This window comes from Paenibacillus sp. JT31N11 (assembly GCF_056269285.1).
Genome location: NZ_JBWDNQ010000024.1, coordinates 55,704 through 72,428, shown reverse-complemented (window position 1 = coordinate 72,428; position 16,725 = coordinate 55,704). Strand labels below are relative to the sequence as shown.

Sequence of the window (16,725 nt, the reverse complement as noted above, 5' to 3'; positions counted from 1 at the left end):
TGAAAGCAAGCTTTCAACGAAATCCGCTCGACTTGCATGTATTAGGCACGCCGCCAGCGTTCGTCCTGAGCCAGGATCAAACTCTCCATAAAAGAGATCCGAAGATCTCGTAACTTACAGATAAGCTAAAACAGCTCATTCTTTAAAACCTGTTTGACAGGTCGCTCATTGTTCAGTTTTCAAAGAACAAATGCTTCTTCAGTTAGGCACTATGTAACTTGCCCTCTTTAGTAAGCTTATGTCGGCTGCCTCAGCGGCGACTTGATTAATATATCATAGGCCTATATCTAAATGCAACACTTATTTTCATTTTTTTATTCCCGTTAATCATTACCAAGTATCTATACCTAATGGCTACGCTTATGTCTGCTTGAATAACAATCAATTTGCGCCGTTCAGTGCCCCCTTATTACTCATAGGAAGTGACGTCTAACTACATCATTAGAAGATAGACGGGTCCCCAGTTAAAGAAACAATTGTGAATACTCAGCTTCCCCAAAAACATAAAAACCGCTGTGGACTATGAAAGCCCTCAGCGGTTCATGTCAATATGAAAGCAATGCCGGTATATGCGTTAGCGCATCTGAGGGAACAACAGGACATCGCGAATGGACGGAGCATCCGTCAACAGCATTACTAACCGGTCAATCCCGATCCCCAGCCCGCCTGTCGGCGGCATGCCGTACTCCAACGCACGTATGAAATCATCGTCCATTTCATGCGCCTCATCGTTGCCCTGCTCACGCTCAACCAGTTGAGACTCAAAACGTTGACGTTGATCGATAGGGTCGTTCAGCTCTGTAAAGGCATTTGCGTGCTCGCGTGCAACGATAAACAGCTCAAAACGGTCCGTGAACCGTGGATCGCTGCTGCTTTTCTTAGCCAACGGAGAGATCGCCACCGGATGTCCGGTTACGAAGGTCGGCTGAATAAGCGTATGCTCCACAAATTCCTCAAAGAATGCATTGAGGATATGACCGAATGTCATATGCGGCTCGACTTTTACTTTATGGTTCCTTGCGTGGTCATGTGCCTCTTCATCTGTCATTTCAATGGCGAAATCGACGCCTGTCGCTTCTTTGACCAGTTCAACCATGGACACACGCCGCCATGATGGCGTCAAATCCACTTCCTGTCCCTGGTAGGTAATCTTGGTTGTACCCAGAACTTCTTGTGCGATATGGGCAATAAGGGATTCCGTTAAAGCCATGATGTCTTTGTAGTCGGCATACGCCTCGTACAGCTCAATCATTGTAAATTCCGGATTATGGCGTGTTGACATCCCCTCGTTGCGGTAGACACGGCCAATTTCATAGACCTTCTCCATACCGCCGACAATAAGACGCTTCAGATGAAGTTCAATGGCAATTCGCATGTATAACTGCATATCGAGTGTATTGTGATGGGTAATGAAGGGGCGCGCGGAGGCTCCACCTGCTATGGAATGAAGGGTTGGCGTTTCGACTTCCAAATAATCACGGGAATCCAGGTAACGGCGCATCGATTGAATAATACGCGAGCGGGTAATAAACGTCTGCTGCACCTCAGGATTGACGATCAGATCGACATACCGCTGACGGTAACGAAGTTCGACATCTTTCAGACCATGGAATTTCTCGGGAAGCGGCAGCAGAGATTTGGATAATACGGTGATCTCTTTTGCCTTGACCGATACCTCTCCAGTGTTGGTCTTGAACACAACGCCGCGAACTCCGATAATATCTCCGATATCCAGCAAATTGAAGGCTTCGTACTCCGCTTCACTAACGGTATCCTTGCGGGCATAAATTTGAATTTTTCCGCTTAAATCCTGAATATGCGCAAATGCGGCTTTACCCATGCCGCGTTTTTGCATGATTCGTCCCGCCACACTGACTTCAACAGCTTGTCCTTCCAGATCCTCTTTGCTCACTTCATTGTAAGACTCTACAATTCCCATGGCACGGTGAGATCTCTCGAATTTACCGCCGAACGGATCAATGCCGAGTCCGCGTAATTCGTCCAGTTTGTCTCTGCGAATCTGCAGGAGCTCGCTTAATTCCTGCTCTTGCGTTTGATGCTCCACTACCATTCATCTCCTTGTTCATTTCCAAGCAGCTAATCTTGGCGTTTGCCCCAAATATCAAGAACAAACAAGCTAAGCCCCAAACGGGGCTGGGCATGCTTCTTCCCTTTTTGGAAAACACCAAACTCGCTAAACTTGTGAAAAAAGCTTCCAGTCGGAAGCTTTTCCAAAAGGTGCCCGGTTACTTTTTGATATCAATGATTTTATATTGAATAACGCCGGCTGGCACGTTCACTTCAACAACAGTCCCTTTATTTTTGCCGAGAATGGCCTTCCCGACCGGACTTTCATTGGATATTTTGTTTTGCAGCGGATCCGCTTCGGCAGTACCCACGATCGTATACTCCATCGTATCGCCGAACTCCATATCCTCCACCGTTACAATTGAACCGATGCTTACCGAATCAATGTTGATGTCGTCATTATTGATAATGCGCGCATTGCGCAGCATCTTCTCCAGCGTGATGACGCGGCCTTCAATAAAAGCCTGCTCGTTCTTCGCGTCTTCGTACTCGGAGTTCTCGCTGATATCGCCATAACCGATAGCCACTTTAATCCGTTCGGCTACCTCACGGCGCTTGACAGATTTTAACGTCTCCAGTTCTTCCTCGAGCTTCTTCAGTCCGTCCTGAGTCAAAATGATCTCTTTATCGCTCATGCTACTGATTCTCCTGTCGAGTGACTTTTTTTCATACCCTGTATGAATTCACCGTTTACTTAATATATTACGCATCATCCCCTTGATGACAGCGTATGGAAGCATGTTGCCCTACTTACTTAATCTGGTTGATTTTCATCGCGCGAAACTGATTATTGAGAAATTATATTTCAAATTTGCCCCGAATGTCAACGAAAGCCAGTTACCGGATATGAACATTTAAAGTCCCACCCATCAACAAAGCTTCCAACATGAGGAAAAATAACAGCCGCTGCTTATATTTTATAGCCGAAGGACAGCGTAACAAGCGTAAAACGGTCTGGCCTTATATCTGCTATTGGTAGACAACTTCACCTGAAGCATGCTGGGAAAGACTTGGGAGCTCGCCCTCCGCGCCCAGCGATTCAATGTAGTTCCCCAAAATCTGAGCCATGACGTCTCTGCTCGTCTCTTCCATAATGACATCCTTGACGCGAGCGGCGCCGGGAAGTCCCTTCAGGTACCAAGCCAAATGCTTTCGCATCTCGCGCACGGCAACCGACTCACCTTTGAGATTCACCAAACGGTCCATATGAACGATGGCAATCTCCATTTTCTCACGCGGACTTGGATCCGGGAGCAGTTCTCCCTCTGTCAAGTAATGAATGGTCCGGTAGAGCATCCACGGGTTGCCGAGTGCGCCGCGGCCGATCATCACACCGTCACATCCCGTATGGTCCAGCATACGCTTCGCATCTTCCGGTGAAAATACGTCGCCGTTTCCAATAACGGGAATGCTTACCGCTTCTTTAACATCCCTTATAATATCCCAATCCGCCTTGCCGGTATACAATTGCTCCCTTGTTCGTCCATGAACGCTTACCGCCTTGCCGCCCGCCCGCTCAACCGCCTGGGCATTCTGCACGGCATAGATATGCTCGCTGTCCCAGCCGATCCGCATTTTCACGGTAACCGGCTTGTCTACAGCATCCACTACAGACGAAACCATTTCATAGATTTTTTTCGGATCGAGCAGCCAGCGTGCCCCTGCGTCGCATTTTGTAACTTTGGGAACCGGACAGCCCATGTTAATGTCGATAATATCGGCATTGGTCTGTTTATCGACAATTTTCGCTGCTTCCACAAGCGATTCGCGATCTCCTCCAAAGATTTGCAAACTAAGAGGCTTCTCCCGTTCGTCGACAAACAACATATCCAGCGTACGCTTGTTGCCGTGAACAATCGCTTTGTCACTGACCATTTCGGCACACACGAGTCCGCAGCCGAACTCTTTGGCGATCAGTCGAAAAGCCGGATTGCACACGCCGGCCATCGGCGCCAGTACAACCTTGTTCTTCATTTCAATATGACCGATCTTGAGCATGACGCTCTCACTCCCTTCTGAATTTATATTTAGAAGAACGGCTTTATGTCGCACTTCAAATGTAATGCTCCATTACCGGCTGTTGTCAGCCGTCAATTCATTGTAAGAGATTCCCAGGGTCTCGGAAATACGCTCCAGCAGCTTCGGATCGGGCTTGCGTGTACCCCTCTCCAGTGAACCCAGGACAGCAACCGATACTTCGAGCCGCTCCGCAAGCTCCTGTTGTGTAAATCCCTTCAGCTTTCGGAAAGCGCGGACGCGCTGTGCCAATTGATCGTATTCCATAACGTGATGCCTTCCCCTCCATCCTCTAACGCCCGTGATGCCGTTTGATCTGCCTGCTCCTTCAGCGGATGATGGCTGCTCAGCACATCGCTCAGCGGAACCAACACAAAAGCGCGTTCCATCATTCTTGGATGGGGCAGAGTCAGTTCTTCCTCCGACATTTGAACATCGTCCATCAGCAACAAATCAAGATCGATCGTACGCGGACCAAAACGGATATCGCGCGTTCTGCCCAACCGGTTCTCAATATCCAGCATCGTTCGTAAAAGTTCCAGCGGCTCCAGTGTCGTACAAACAGATGCCGCCATGTTCAGAAAAGCCGGTTGGTCGGTATAACCTACCGGTGCCGTCTCATATATACCGGATATGCGCTTGACCTGAATGCCAGGATGACTATCAAGCAGGTGTAGCGCCTGGCGGAGCAGCTGCTCGCGATCTCCAATGTTGGAGCCCAGCGCCAGATAAGCTTGGGAAGTCTTGTTCAGATCAGCGCTTGCTGCATTATTATTCAGCGGGTGCTTGCTGTTCATATTCATCCCGCTTTCTACAGAGTTCGACAGTGACGCCATCAAAATGAATATCAAACGGTGGATGAGGCTTGATCACGCGGACCGTCACTTCATTTACACTAGTATAAGCGTCGAGAAGCCTCGATGCAATGTGACCGGCTAAAGCTTCAATTAATTTGAAAGGCGGTCCTTCTACAATAAATTTCACCAGCGCATGGGTCTCTGCATAATTCACCGTATGGGCCAGATCATCGGTTTTTTCCGCTTGCGTGAGGTCGAGTTTCAGCTCCACGTCGACGATATACTGCTGTCCCAGCTTGTTCTCTTCAGGGATTACGCCATGATAACCAAAGAAGCGCATTCCATTCAATATCATTCGGTCCATCCGTTTCTCCTCCTGTAGTTAAGTCTTATATATAATTGCGTCAGCCATCAAAGCATTGCGCTTCATATCCTGCACATCGTGAACACGCACAATCTGGCAGCCCTTCGCAATACCGATTGTGATTGTAGCCGCAGTTCCCATCACGAGCTGATCGGTTGGCAGCTTCAGTGTATGCGAGATAAAACGTTTGCGCGATGTGCCCAAAAGGACAGGATAACCCAAAGCGGCCAGCTTTTCCAGATTGCCCATCAATAACAAATTCTCCTCATAGCCTTTGGCAAAACCAATTCCCGGGTCCAGCCAAATATTACTCTGCCGTATACCCGCTGCAGTCCCAATTGCAATACTTTCCTGAAGATCGGCGATAACATCCTGCACAAGATCGGTATAATCCATTTGATGGCGGTTATGACTCAGTATAACAGGACAACCAAACTCGGCTGCTACTTCAGCCATACGCGGATCGCCTTTTAGTCCCCATATATCGTTAATGATAGCTGCGCCTGCCATCAGGGCCTGGCGCGCAGTTTCTGCTTTATACGTATCTATCGAAATGGGGATTTGCGGCAGCGCTTCACGCACAGCGCGGATAATCGGAATTACCCGCTCCAGCTCCTCAGCAAGGGGTAGCGGCGTATTTCCCGGGCGCGTTGACTCGCCGCCGATATCAATAATATCGGCCCCCTCCGCCGCCATGGCCGCCGCATGCTTGACCGCAGCCTCTATGGTATGGAAGTTGCCGCCATCCGAGAAGGAATCCGGCGTTGTATTCAGAATTCCCATAATCAGCGTTCGTGAGCCCAGCTGCAGCTTGTTACCGTCATTCAAATCATAAGTACGAAAATATGGCCAGCTGACATCCGCATTGAATTCCTTCTGCTGCATCGTAACCCCCCTTTCAATTCCGTCATATCTGTGAGCTTGCGGTCTCCTGACGGTAGGCTGCAAGCAGCAGCTTATAGAGCGGTCCCGCACCGGCATGGTTAACGGTATGAACAAGGCCTTGCTGATCGCGCAGCTTTGTGACCGGCACCAGCTCTTGTATGGAATTGGTCACCCACACTTCATCCGCTTCAATGAGCCGTTCCCAGCCGAATAGGCCCTCGACCACTTCGTATCCCGCTGCCCTAGCCAGCTCCATTACCCGCTGCCTTGTAATGCCGGGCAATATGCCTGTCGCAATGGACGGAGTATAGATCACCTGCCGCTTGGCAAAAAACAGATTGCTGACAATTCCCTCAGCCATCCAGCCTTCGTTTGTCAGCATCAGCCCTTCCGCTCCTGGAGACGCTCCCAGAGACAGCAATTCGCGCTTGGCGATGATGTTATTCATATAATGCAGCGACTTCAAACGGACATCGCCCTCCGGCGTATTGCGCCTGGTCTGCAGCAGCGCAAGCTCCCGGCCCTGTTCATACAGCCGTTCATCAACCGCTGGCAATGACTTCACAAGCAGTAATGCGTCAGGCTTTGTGTAATCCTCCTGAGGAAGACCCAGCTCGCCCACGCCTGCCGTTACGGTCAGCCGCACATAAGCTTCCTCCAGCTCGTTAGCGCGCATCAGTTCACGAAGCCAGGACCGTATAGCATCCGCATCTGCCTGGTACCGGATGCCCAGCGAACGGCAGCCATCGGTCAGTCTATCCAGATGACGCTCCAGTAAGAAAGGACTACCCTTGTAGGTGCGAAACGTCTCGAACAGGCCCATCCCATACAAAAAACCGTGATCATAGACCGAGATCACGGTTTCCTCCGCTGGCTTAACCGCTCCGTTCCAGCCTATATTCATCTTGCTGCCCCTGTCCGCATGCTTAAGAAATTGCGAAGCAAAGCAAGACCGTTCTCGGTAATAATGGATTCCGGATGGAACTGGACACCTTCAATCGGGTACTCCTTATGGCGCAAGCCCATGATTTCGCCTTCCGCTGTTTGGGCGCTAATCTCCAGACAATCCGGCAGCGTCTCCCGCTTTACAATAAGGGAATGGTAACGTGTAGCTGTGAAAGGGGATGGTACACCTGCAAAAATCGATTTGCCGTCATGCAGGATCGGCGATGTTTTGCCGTGCATCAGTTTCTCGGCACGCACCACATCGCCGCCAAAGGCTTGTCCAATGGCCTGATGGCCCAGGCAGACGCCGAATATGGGAATTTCGCCCTTGAACCGGTCAATCAGCGCCAGAGATATCCCGGCTTCATTGGGACTGCAGGGACCTGGTGAAATCAGGATGTGGTCCGGGGCAAGCGCCGCGATACCGTCAAGATCGATTTCATCATTCCTCTTCACGACAATGTTCTCGCCCAATTCTCCCAAATATTGAACCAAATTATACGTGAACGAATCGTAATTATCGATAACCAAAATCATTTGCATTACCCCCTTATAAGTTGCGCCGCCCAAAGCTCGCTGTATTGAATGGCCTTCCAGAGCGCTTTGGCTTTGTTCAATGACTCGTAGTATTCCCGCTCCGGGTCGGAATCAATAACAATTCCCGCTCCGGCTTGAATATGGACCATCCGGTCCTTCATCGTCATCGTTCTTATTATTATATTAAATTCCATATCTCCATTATAGTCAATCCAACCAAGCGATCCCGTATAGGGGCCTCTTCTTACGGGCTCAAGCTCTTCAATGATTTCCATTGTGCGGATCTTGGGAGCGCCGGTGATCGTCCCGCCCGGAAAAGTCGCAGCAATGACATCGTAGGCATCTTTCCCTGCAGCGAGCGTTCCCTCAACCTGCGAAACCAGATGCATCACATGGCTGTATCGCTCAATACCCATGAGTTCTTTCACTTGCACAGAACCATAGGCGGAAATCCGCCCTAAATCATTGCGCTCCAGATCGACTAGCATAATATGCTCCGCCCGTTCCTTCTCGCTGATCATCAATTCTTCAGCCATAGCCTGATCGTCGTCTTCGGTATTCCCGCGCCTGCGCGTTCCGGCAATCGGCCGCGTGACCAGCTTTCCGCTGCTCAGCTCCACCAACAGCTCGGGTGATGCCGAGACCAATTGAAAATCCGGACAGCGCAGCATGCCCATATAAGGAGAGGGATTGAATAAACGGAGCCATTCATATAATTCCTCAGGCGATGCCATTGTTTCTCGGCTCTGCCGCAGCGAGAGGTTCACCTGAAAAACATCCCCTTGAGAAATATAAGTACGAATGCGCTCGACCGCGTCCATATAGGCAGCCTTGGAAAAGGGCGACGTTCTCCCTCCAATGGCTTCAACATCAATATGAAGGGACTCCTTATCCATCAGCTCCAGGCGGCTTTGGCGCAGCCTGGCAGCCTCAGACCCGGAAACCGCCACTGCTGAATTTCCTGATGCGGGCTTGCCGGATGTTACCTGGCCGTCCTGTATATTCTCCCCATAATTCAGGCCAGTTGACTCTTCAGTCATCATCCCGTTCCACACCAGCGACATTGCTTCCGCCCGGGCAGAGGCGCCCTCATAGAGCTCTCCAAGCTGTTCAGAGGATTCCTTCCCCGTAATCGGCGTATGAATGGCGCAGTAAAATTTCTTCTCCACATGATCCACAATCCACAGCTCATCGATCCGAAGAAACAAATAATCAGGCAGACCCAGGTCATCCGACGCCAATATGGGAAGCTTCTCAATGGAACGGATAACATCGTAGCTCCAGTAACCGACACACCCGCCTGTCCATTTCGGTGCATCCTTCATACGAGGCGCTTTAAAGCCGCTCATCCAGTTGCGGACCGTTTCCAGCGGATGCCCGTTATAGGTGGTCTGTTGTCCGTTCCTGAAGTCAGTTGCCTCTGCCCTGTTGTCTTTGCCGCGGATAATGGATGTAGGCTGAAGTCCCAGATAGGTGAACCTTCCATCCTTGCCGCTCTCCAGTACAAAGGAATACGGAGACGCCGCTTCCCAGGCTCTCTCCCATGAGAGGGGTTTGTCTGTGTCATGAGGCAGCGCCCGCTGGACCAGCAGCGGGAGCGTTGTATATTGTTGTTCCTTCCAATCCTGCCACTGGGAAAAGGTCGTCAGCTTCATAGGCTGTCCTCCGCTCATCATTTTGCATCAATCCGGTCTTTCATTTGGAAGCTAGTATACCTAATCAGCGGCCAAAAGAAAAGAAAAATTGGACCCCCATTTGTGATGGAGATCCAATCGATACCGGCACTATAGCGGGCCATTGCCACGTTAAGCCGTATTAGTTTTCGAAATTGAACAGCGGTGTGGACAGGTAGCGTTCGCCATTGGAAGGCACAACAGCGATAACACGTTTGCCTTCGCCCAGTTCTTTGGCCACTTTCAATGCGGCGAAAATCGCTGCACCGGAAGAAATTCCGCAGAGAATCCCTTCTTCTTTGGCAGCGCGGCGCGCCGTTTCGAAGGACTCTTCATTGCCAACGGTGATGACTTCATCATAGATATCGCGATTCAAGATTTCAGGAATGAAATTGGCGCCGATACCTTGAATTTTGTGTGGGCCGGGATTACCGCCGGAAAGCAGCGGTGACGCCTCAGGCTCAACGGCATAAATTTTAATATTAGGGAAATTTTGCTTCAACACTTCACCAGCACCTGTGATCGTTCCACCTGTACCGATACCCGCAACGAAAGCATCCAGCTTACCGTCAAACGAGTTAATCGCTTCAACGATCTCAGGACCCGTGGTTTCGCGGTGAATCTTCACGTTCGCCTGGTTCTTGAACTGCTGCGGCAGGAAGTAGGAAGGATTCTCCTTCTGAAGCTCTTCGGCTTTGCGTACCGAACCGTTCATGCCCTCAGATCCTGGCGTCAGAATAATCTCTGCACCGTAAGCGCGAAGCAGGTTGCGGCGCTCAAGGCTCATCGTTTCAGGCATAACGAGAATTGCTTTATAGCCTTTGGCAGCTGCTACAAGCGCAAGGCCAATACCGGTATTGCCGCTCGTCGGCTCAATAATCGTATCGCCCGGCTTAATTAAGCCCTGCTGCTCCGCTACTTCTATCATGCTGATCGCAATACGGTCCTTAACGCTCGCTCCCGGATTTTGATATTCAAGCTTCACGTAGATTTCTGCACTGCCATCAGGCACCAGGCGGTTCAAACGCACCAGAGGTGTGTCACCAATAAGATCGGTTATATTTTGTACAATTCTAGCCATGATAAGTGCTCCTCCTTATTCCGACTAATTCAGTTGGTTTTACATACATCTTATCAGTCAAAACTACCCATTGTCAAGCGTTGCTTTTTGTCCAATTTGGGAAATCAGACATTCTCTGCCTGCTATTCATGAACATGCACTTATGGCATGATTTTGGCGTTGTATTTGACCAGAAGCTCGTCCTCAACCTGATCCAGGGGATCTGCCTTAGTAAGCTCAAGCTGTCTTCGCGCGTTATCCCGCTGCGTCTGCTCATCCAGCTGCTCTGTCGTATGCTTTTCCGTCAGTTGAATGACCGCCTGCCCTTTTTCGACCGCAATCGGCCCGGTGATCTCCCCAACCTCAAGCTTGGCGGCTTCATCCAGAACCCCGCTGTCCATAAACGGATCGTCCTCATCAATCAGGCCCAGGTCTCCACCGCTATCCGAAGTATCCGTGTCAATGGAATAGGTCTTCGCCATCAGCGCAAAATCCTCCCCGTTTGACAACCGGTCCAGCAGGTCCTGCGCATCCTTCTTGTTCTCCGTCACTATCCAGGAAAGCCGGTATTGCGTGTGCGGGGCAAACTGATCCTTGTTCTCTTCCAAAAAAGCTTCAATTTCTTCATCGCTCACCGCAATGGTTCGTGTGGCGATTTTCTCAAGCAGCAGCCGGTATTCTGTGTCGGTCTTAATGGCCTCAGGCGTCAAGCCAAGCTGCTCCTTCATTGACTCGTAATACTGCTCTTCACTCTCATAACCTGCCATCATGCTCTGTATTTCATTCTCAAGCTCCGAGTTTGAAACTTTCAAATCATACGTTTTCGCTTCCTGACGGATTGCAGCTCTGACCATCAAGGTGTGCAGTACCGTGTCGCCATATTGGCTCTGCAGTTGATCGGCAAGCTCAGAAGAAGCGATCTGTTCCTCCCCCACAGTTGCTGCAACATGATCCATAACAGAAGGCGGATCCTGATTGACGTCATCTGATTCATCACTGGGCAAGGGGGCATGGTCTCCTGGTGAGAGCACCCGAGTGATGACCACTGCGGCCAAAATGATCATACATACGGCTTGAAGCAGCACCACGCTCTTCAAAACCTGATCTTTCTTCATTATCGCCTCGGCCTTTCGATTATTGAATCGGTTTCGGCTTTGCCAGGTCAAGCAGCGTTTCCAGCTGCGGCCTCTCAAACACGTAGGTCTCATTGCAGAAATGACAGATGATTTCCGCTCTTCCATCTTCTTCAATCAGCTGTTGCAGCTCGTGCTCGCCCATGCTGATAAGGGTGCGTTCCACTCTTTCGTGGGAGCATTTGCAAGCAAATACAAGGTCAAGCGTATCCAAAATCTGAATATCGTCACCCACTACCCAGCGAAGAAGCCCTTCAGGAGTCTCACCTTGATCCAGCAGAGCCGAAATCGGCGGCAGCGCAGTGACAGCCTGCTCCAGCTTGGCGATTTCTTCCTCTGTAACACCAGGCATCAATTGCACAATGAACCCGCCTGCATTCATCACCTGACCGTACTCATCCACCAGAACACTCAAACCAACAACCGAAGGCGTTTGCTCCGATGTGGCGAAATAATAGGTGAAATCCTCTGCAAGCTCGCCCGATACAATCGGAGTACTGCCGCGGTATGGCTCTTTAAGCCCCAAATCCTTGATGATATGGATGTGGCCCTCACGCCCTACAGCACCCGCAACATCCAGCTTGCCAAGAGCGTTGCTCGGCAGCTGCGTCTCGGGATTATCCACATAACCGCGGACCTCTCCAAGGGCATTCGCATCAATAACAATTTGCCCGATTGGACCGTCACCCTTCACCTGGATGGTCAGCTTTTCCTCTCCCTTGAGCATAGCTCCCATGATAGCGCCAGCCGTTGCGGTCCGTCCAAGGGCCGCTGTTGCTGTGGGAAGTGTACCGTGCCGCCTGCGCAGCTCATTGACCAAATCCGTGGTGCTTGCGGCAAATACGCGCAGCTTCCCGCTCCATGCCGTACCCCGCACCAAGAAATCCTTCATTTGTTCTGCCTCCACTATTTCTCCCCCTCCTTATATCCGCATATGCGGCGAGCTTTAACGGCTATTCCTTACGCAGTTAGTGCTCCTGATTTCGTTCATAAATGATACGCAGTCCCTCCAGCGTCAGCAGCGGATCGACTTCCTCAATCGTTTCCGATTCGGATGAGATCAGCTCCGCCAATCCTCCTGTAGCAATGACGCGCGGATTCACATTAAATTCCGTTCGAATACGCCGGACAATACCGTCCACCTGACCGGCATAGCCGAAAATAATCCCTGCCTGCATCGATGTAATCGGATTGCGGCCAATAACGCTCTTCGGCTTGACCAGCTCAATGCGCGGCAGCTTCGCCGCCCGCTGGTACAAAGCCTCCGTTGAAATGCCGATGCCCGGCACAATGGCCCCGCCCAGATAATCGCCCGCGGCGTCGATATAATCGAAAGTCGTTGCCGTTCCAAAATCGACGATGATCAGGGGAGAGCCATATTTCTCAATACCGCCTACCGCATTGACAATACGGTCAGCGCCAACCTCGCGCGGGTTCTCATACCGGATATTTAGTCCCGTCTTCACACCCGGACCTACAATATGCGGAACCTTGCGCAAGTATTTGGCGCAAAGCTGCTCAAGCGTTCGCATAAGCGGAGGGACAACTGAGGAAATAATGACGCCTTCCATTTGCTCCAGCTTGAACCCGGCGAATTGGAAAAGATTATGAATCATTATACCGTACTCATCCACGGTTGCCGAACGGTTGGTGCTCAGGCGCCAATGCTGCACCAGCTTCTTTTCGTTAAAGACACCAAGTACAATATTGGTATTCCCTACATCAATGACTAGAATCACGCTTGCGGTCCTCCTTTTTTCCCGTTTAGATCAAGACTGATATCAAGCGATTGAAACGAGTAAGTCAGACCGCCGACGGAAATCACATCGACGCCGCATTCAGCGATGGCTCTCACAGTGCTAAGGTTGACGCCTCCTGAGGCTTCTATTATAACATGCGGTGAGTGCGTTTTGATCCGCAGCCGCGCTTCCTTCATCAGGTCATAGGACATATTGTCGAGCATAATGATATCGGCTCCGCAGGCGAGCGCTTCTTCCACCTGCGCAAGCGACTCGGTTTCCACTTCGATTTTCATCGTGTGCGGGATCTGTCGACGGGCTGCGCTTACGGCAGCGGTAATACCGCCGGAGCCTTTAATATGATTATCCTTAATCATTACGGCATCATAGAGACCAAAGCGGTGATTGGAGCCGCCTCCGATTCGGACCGCGTATTTCTCCAGCAAACGATGACCCGGCGTTGTCTTACGGGTATCCGTAAGACGAACCGGGAGCCCGTCCAGCGCTTCAATAAAGGAGCTTGTCTTTGTTGCGATGCCCGACAGCCGCTGCAGCAGGTTGAGCGCCAGACGCTCTCCGGTCAGCAGACTGTGCGTATTGCCTTCCACCTCGGCAATCACAGTCCCCTTCTGCACCTTGTCCCCATCAGCGGCAAGCGCATGAAAGGTCAGTGACGGGTCCACAACATGAAAAACAAGCTGGGCTATTGGCATACCGGCCAATATACCGTTTTCCTTCACATGAATAACAGCTCTGGACTGGCTGCCTGCGGGAATCGTTGACCAACTGGACACATCTCCCGCCCCAACGTCCTCATCAAGCCATGCGCGAATCTGCTCCCGCAGGGCGTGTTCTGTCCCACCAACGGCAAAAAGTCCCGCCTTCGCATCATACATCTTCGATCCGCTCCTCGGTCAAGCCATGCTCGCGATGCAGCACCATATGTTTGCGCCAAAAAAGATCGTCACGTTCCGGAAAATCCTCGCGTGAGTGTGCGCCGCGGCTTTCTTCCCGTACCAGAGCAGCCTCAGCAGTCAGCATGGCACAGGTGAGCAAATTGGCAAATTCAAATTCTTCACGTTTGGTCAATACAGCCTGAAAAATCGGCAGCTGCCTGCGCAGCTCCTCCAGCCCTCTGTCGAGGCCTTTGCCGTCGCGCCGCAATCCCGCATACCGGACCATAATTTTCTGCAGCTTCAGCCGTTTTTCCACTACGGCCTGCATCGATGTTCCGCTTCGAGGAATGGCAGGGGTTTCTATGGTCAGTCCCGGTTTCAACGGCTCAAGCCTGTTAATCCGCTCCACAATACGCCGGCCGAATACGATGGCTTCCGACAAGGAGTTGCTGGCTAAACGATTTGCTCCATGTACACCGGTTGACGAGCATTCGCCGCAGGCGAACAGACGGCCTATATTGGTCTCCCCGTTCAGATCCGTCTTGACGCCCCCCATCATATAATGCGCCGCAGGAGCGACTGGAATCCAGTCGGTTGTCAAATCCAGCCCAAAACTCAAACAAAATTCATAAATATTAGGAAAGCGATGTTTCACCATATCCGGCGACTCATGGGTGACATCAATATAAACGAACGTCGATTTGGTTTCCTCCATCTCGGTGACGATCGCACGGGCAACAACGTCTCGGGGAGCAAGCTCAAGCTGCTCATGATATTTCTCCATAAACCGCTCGCCTCTAATATTGCGAAGGATACCGCCTTCTCCGCGTACTGCCTCCGAAATGAGGAATCGCGGTGCTCCCGGGTAGCAGAGTGACGTGGGATGGAATTGAACGAATTCCATATCCTGAATGTTGGCACCCGCCCGGTAAGCCATCGCAATCCCGTCGCCGGTCGCTACATCCGGATTTGTTGTGTACCGGTACAGCTGACCCGTCCCGCCTGAGCAGAGAATAGTTGCTTTACCGCGCACAAATACCCTTCCGCCCTCCGGTTTCTGAACAACCGCTCCAATGCATTGACCGTCATCAATAATCAGATCAATGACAAAATGATCGTCCCAAACCTCGATACGCGGGTTCTCAATCGCTTTCAGCGAGAGGGCGCGAACAATTTCAAAGCCGGTCGCATCCCCATTGGCATGCAGAATACGCCGCTGGCTGTGAGCGCCTTCTTTGGTAAGCGCAAATTCACCGTTCTCCTGATCGAACTTCGTGCCCATCCGCACCAGATCCTGAACGCCCTTCGTTCCTTCATGAACCAGCACATCAACTGCCGTATTGGAACAAAGTCCCGCACCTGCGATGAGCGTATCCTGCCTGTGGTATTCCGGAGAATCATCCTCCGATATGACAGCTGCAATGCCGCCTTGGGCATAACGTGTGTTGCTGTCCAGAAGAGACTTCTTCGTTATCATCAGCACATCATTATCGCTGCTGGACTTAATAGCGGTAAAAAGGCCGGCAATGCCGGCCCCAATGACAATAACATCCTTGTCGATAACAGGAAGAGCTGCGAGCGATACATCTACTAAATATCGTGGGATCATCGTAATAGATTTTCCTCTCTAAAGTTCATTCCTTATTTCACCAGCAGCATGCGCTCCAGTGATAGTCGTGCCTGATCGGCAATATGGTCGGGAACATATATTTGCGGCTGCATGGTTTCAAGGCTTTTTACAAGCTTCTTGAGGTTGTTCACCTTCATATTCGGGCAAACCAGATACTTGGAAGCAAAATGGAAGGTTTTGCCCGGGCTGTCCAAACGCAATTGGTAACCGGTGCCATCCTCCGTGCCTACAATAAATTCTTTGTTGTCCGACTCTTTGCAGTATTTCAGGATCGCCGTCGTGCTTCCTACAAAATCGCCAAGTTGAACGACTTCCGGGCGGCATTCCGGATGAACGACAAATTGTGCATTCGGATACTTGGCTTTCATCTCTTCTACATCTTTGACGGTCAGCATATCGTGGGTGTTGCAGTAGCCTTCCCAAATGATCATTTTTTTGTCCGTGTGCTGCTGAACATAGTGACCGAGGTTCTTGTCCGGCACCCAGATGACCTCGTCCGAATCCACCGAGTTCACCACACGGACAGCGTTGGCCGAGGTACAGCAAATATCCGTTTCCGCTTTGATCTCAGCAGAGGAGTTAATATAAGTCACGACTTTCGCATTGGGATGCTGCGCCTTCAGCTTGCGCAGACCATCCACATTGACCATATCGGCCATTGGGCAACCGGCACGTTCATCAGGAATAATGACCGTCTTGTTTGGAGCCAAAATCTTGGCGCTTTCCCCCATAAAATGGACGCCGCAGAAAACAATAACATCTGCGTCGGTCTGAGCGGCCTTCTGTGCGAGCAGGAACGAGTCCCCGCGGAAGTCAGCCACCTCCTGTATTTCGTCACGCTGATAATAATGCGCCAATATAATAGCGTTGCGTTCTTTCTTAAGCTGCATTAAACGTTCCCGCAGCTCGCGGTTTTGTTCCGCTTTGCGCTCGAGAGCCAATGCTTCCATAGTCTTAAGTCT

The 16,725-nt window shown here is 50.9% G+C and carries 17 protein-coding genes and 1 rRNA gene; all 18 read right to left on the bottom strand.

Going from position 1 to position 16,725, the window contains the following annotated elements:
• A 16S ribosomal RNA gene (locus AC0YNV_RS37495) occupies positions 1 to 92 on the bottom strand; the annotation flags it as partial.
• A 482-nt stretch (positions 93 to 574) separates the two neighbouring features.
• Entirely contained in the window at positions 575 to 2,071 is a 1,497-nt protein-coding gene (lysS, locus tag AC0YNV_RS37490; RefSeq protein ID WP_475772617.1) for a lysine--tRNA ligase, read from the bottom strand.
• A gap of 175 nt (positions 2,072 to 2,246) precedes the next feature.
• Positions 2,247 to 2,723 (bottom strand): transcription elongation factor GreA, encoded by a 477-nt coding sequence (gene greA, locus AC0YNV_RS37485; RefSeq protein ID WP_475772616.1) that lies wholly within the window; start codon positions 2,721 to 2,723, stop codon positions 2,247 to 2,249.
• Positions 2,724 to 3,057: 334 nt separating this feature from the next.
• Positions 3,058 to 4,086, bottom strand: coding sequence for a tRNA dihydrouridine synthase DusB (gene dusB, locus AC0YNV_RS37480; protein WP_475772615.1), 1,029 nt, complete (start codon positions 4,084 to 4,086; stop codon positions 3,058 to 3,060).
• A gap of 72 nt (positions 4,087 to 4,158) precedes the next feature.
• Positions 4,159 to 4,371, bottom strand: a complete 213-nt coding sequence (locus AC0YNV_RS37475; protein ID WP_210046397.1) for a helix-turn-helix domain-containing protein — start codon at positions 4,369 to 4,371, stop codon at positions 4,159 to 4,161.
• Positions 4,323 to 4,901 carry a 2-amino-4-hydroxy-6-hydroxymethyldihydropteridine diphosphokinase gene (gene folK / locus AC0YNV_RS37470; protein ID WP_475772614.1) on the bottom strand — a complete coding sequence of 193 codons (579 nt, stop codon included), beginning with the start codon at positions 4,899 to 4,901 and terminating at the stop codon, positions 4,323 to 4,325. The genes AC0YNV_RS37475 and folK overlap by 49 nt, the downstream gene beginning before the upstream one ends.
• Entirely contained in the window at positions 4,876 to 5,265 is a 390-nt protein-coding gene (gene folB, locus AC0YNV_RS37465; RefSeq protein ID WP_475772613.1) for a dihydroneopterin aldolase, read from the bottom strand. Before folB ends, folK begins: the two co-directional genes overlap by 26 nt.
• An 18-nt stretch (positions 5,266 to 5,283) precedes the next feature.
• Positions 5,284 to 6,150: a dihydropteroate synthase gene (folP, locus tag AC0YNV_RS37460; RefSeq protein WP_475772612.1), complete on the bottom strand. Its 867-nt coding sequence runs from the start codon at positions 6,148 to 6,150 to the stop codon at positions 5,284 to 5,286.
• 22 nt (positions 6,151 to 6,172) lie between these two features.
• Positions 6,173 to 7,054: an aminodeoxychorismate lyase gene (pabC, locus tag AC0YNV_RS37455; RefSeq protein WP_475772611.1), complete on the bottom strand. Its 882-nt coding sequence runs from the start codon at positions 7,052 to 7,054 to the stop codon at positions 6,173 to 6,175.
• A complete protein-coding gene (gene pabA, locus AC0YNV_RS37450; RefSeq protein WP_475772610.1) occupies positions 7,051 to 7,632 on the bottom strand; it encodes an aminodeoxychorismate/anthranilate synthase component II in 582 nt (193 codons plus the stop codon). Before pabA ends, pabC begins: the two co-directional genes overlap by 4 nt.
• A 5-nt stretch (positions 7,633 to 7,637) precedes the next feature.
• A complete protein-coding gene (locus tag AC0YNV_RS37445) occupies positions 7,638 to 9,287 on the bottom strand; it encodes an anthranilate synthase component I family protein (RefSeq protein WP_475772609.1) in 1,650 nt (549 codons plus the stop codon).
• A 160-nt stretch (positions 9,288 to 9,447) separates the two neighbouring features.
• Positions 9,448 to 10,386, bottom strand: coding sequence for a cysteine synthase A (gene cysK / locus AC0YNV_RS37440; RefSeq protein WP_475772608.1), 939 nt, complete (start codon positions 10,384 to 10,386; stop codon positions 9,448 to 9,450).
• A gap of 140 nt (positions 10,387 to 10,526) precedes the next feature.
• Positions 10,527 to 11,480, bottom strand: a complete 954-nt coding sequence (locus tag AC0YNV_RS37435; RefSeq protein ID WP_475772607.1) for a peptidyl-prolyl cis-trans isomerase — start codon at positions 11,478 to 11,480, stop codon at positions 10,527 to 10,529.
• Positions 11,481 to 11,499: 19 nt separating this feature from the next.
• A complete protein-coding gene (hslO, locus tag AC0YNV_RS37430) occupies positions 11,500 to 12,390 on the bottom strand; it encodes an Hsp33 family molecular chaperone HslO (RefSeq protein WP_475772624.1) in 891 nt (296 codons plus the stop codon).
• Between the two features lie 76 nt (positions 12,391 to 12,466).
• Complete coding sequence (locus tag AC0YNV_RS37425; protein WP_475772606.1) at positions 12,467 to 13,237, bottom strand: type III pantothenate kinase; 771 nt, start codon at positions 13,235 to 13,237, stop codon at positions 12,467 to 12,469.
• Complete coding sequence (gene nadC / locus AC0YNV_RS37420) at positions 13,234 to 14,133, bottom strand: carboxylating nicotinate-nucleotide diphosphorylase (protein WP_210046387.1); 900 nt, start codon at positions 14,131 to 14,133, stop codon at positions 13,234 to 13,236. Before nadC ends, AC0YNV_RS37425 begins: the two co-directional genes overlap by 4 nt.
• A complete protein-coding gene (nadB, locus tag AC0YNV_RS37415; RefSeq protein ID WP_475772605.1) occupies positions 14,126 to 15,742 on the bottom strand; it encodes an L-aspartate oxidase in 1,617 nt (538 codons plus the stop codon). Before nadB ends, nadC begins: the two co-directional genes overlap by 8 nt.
• 32 nt (positions 15,743 to 15,774) lie before the next feature.
• Complete coding sequence (nadA, locus tag AC0YNV_RS37410; RefSeq protein ID WP_475772604.1) at positions 15,775 to 16,713, bottom strand: quinolinate synthase NadA; 939 nt, start codon at positions 16,711 to 16,713, stop codon at positions 15,775 to 15,777.
• Between the last annotated feature and the right edge of the window lie 12 nt (positions 16,714 to 16,725).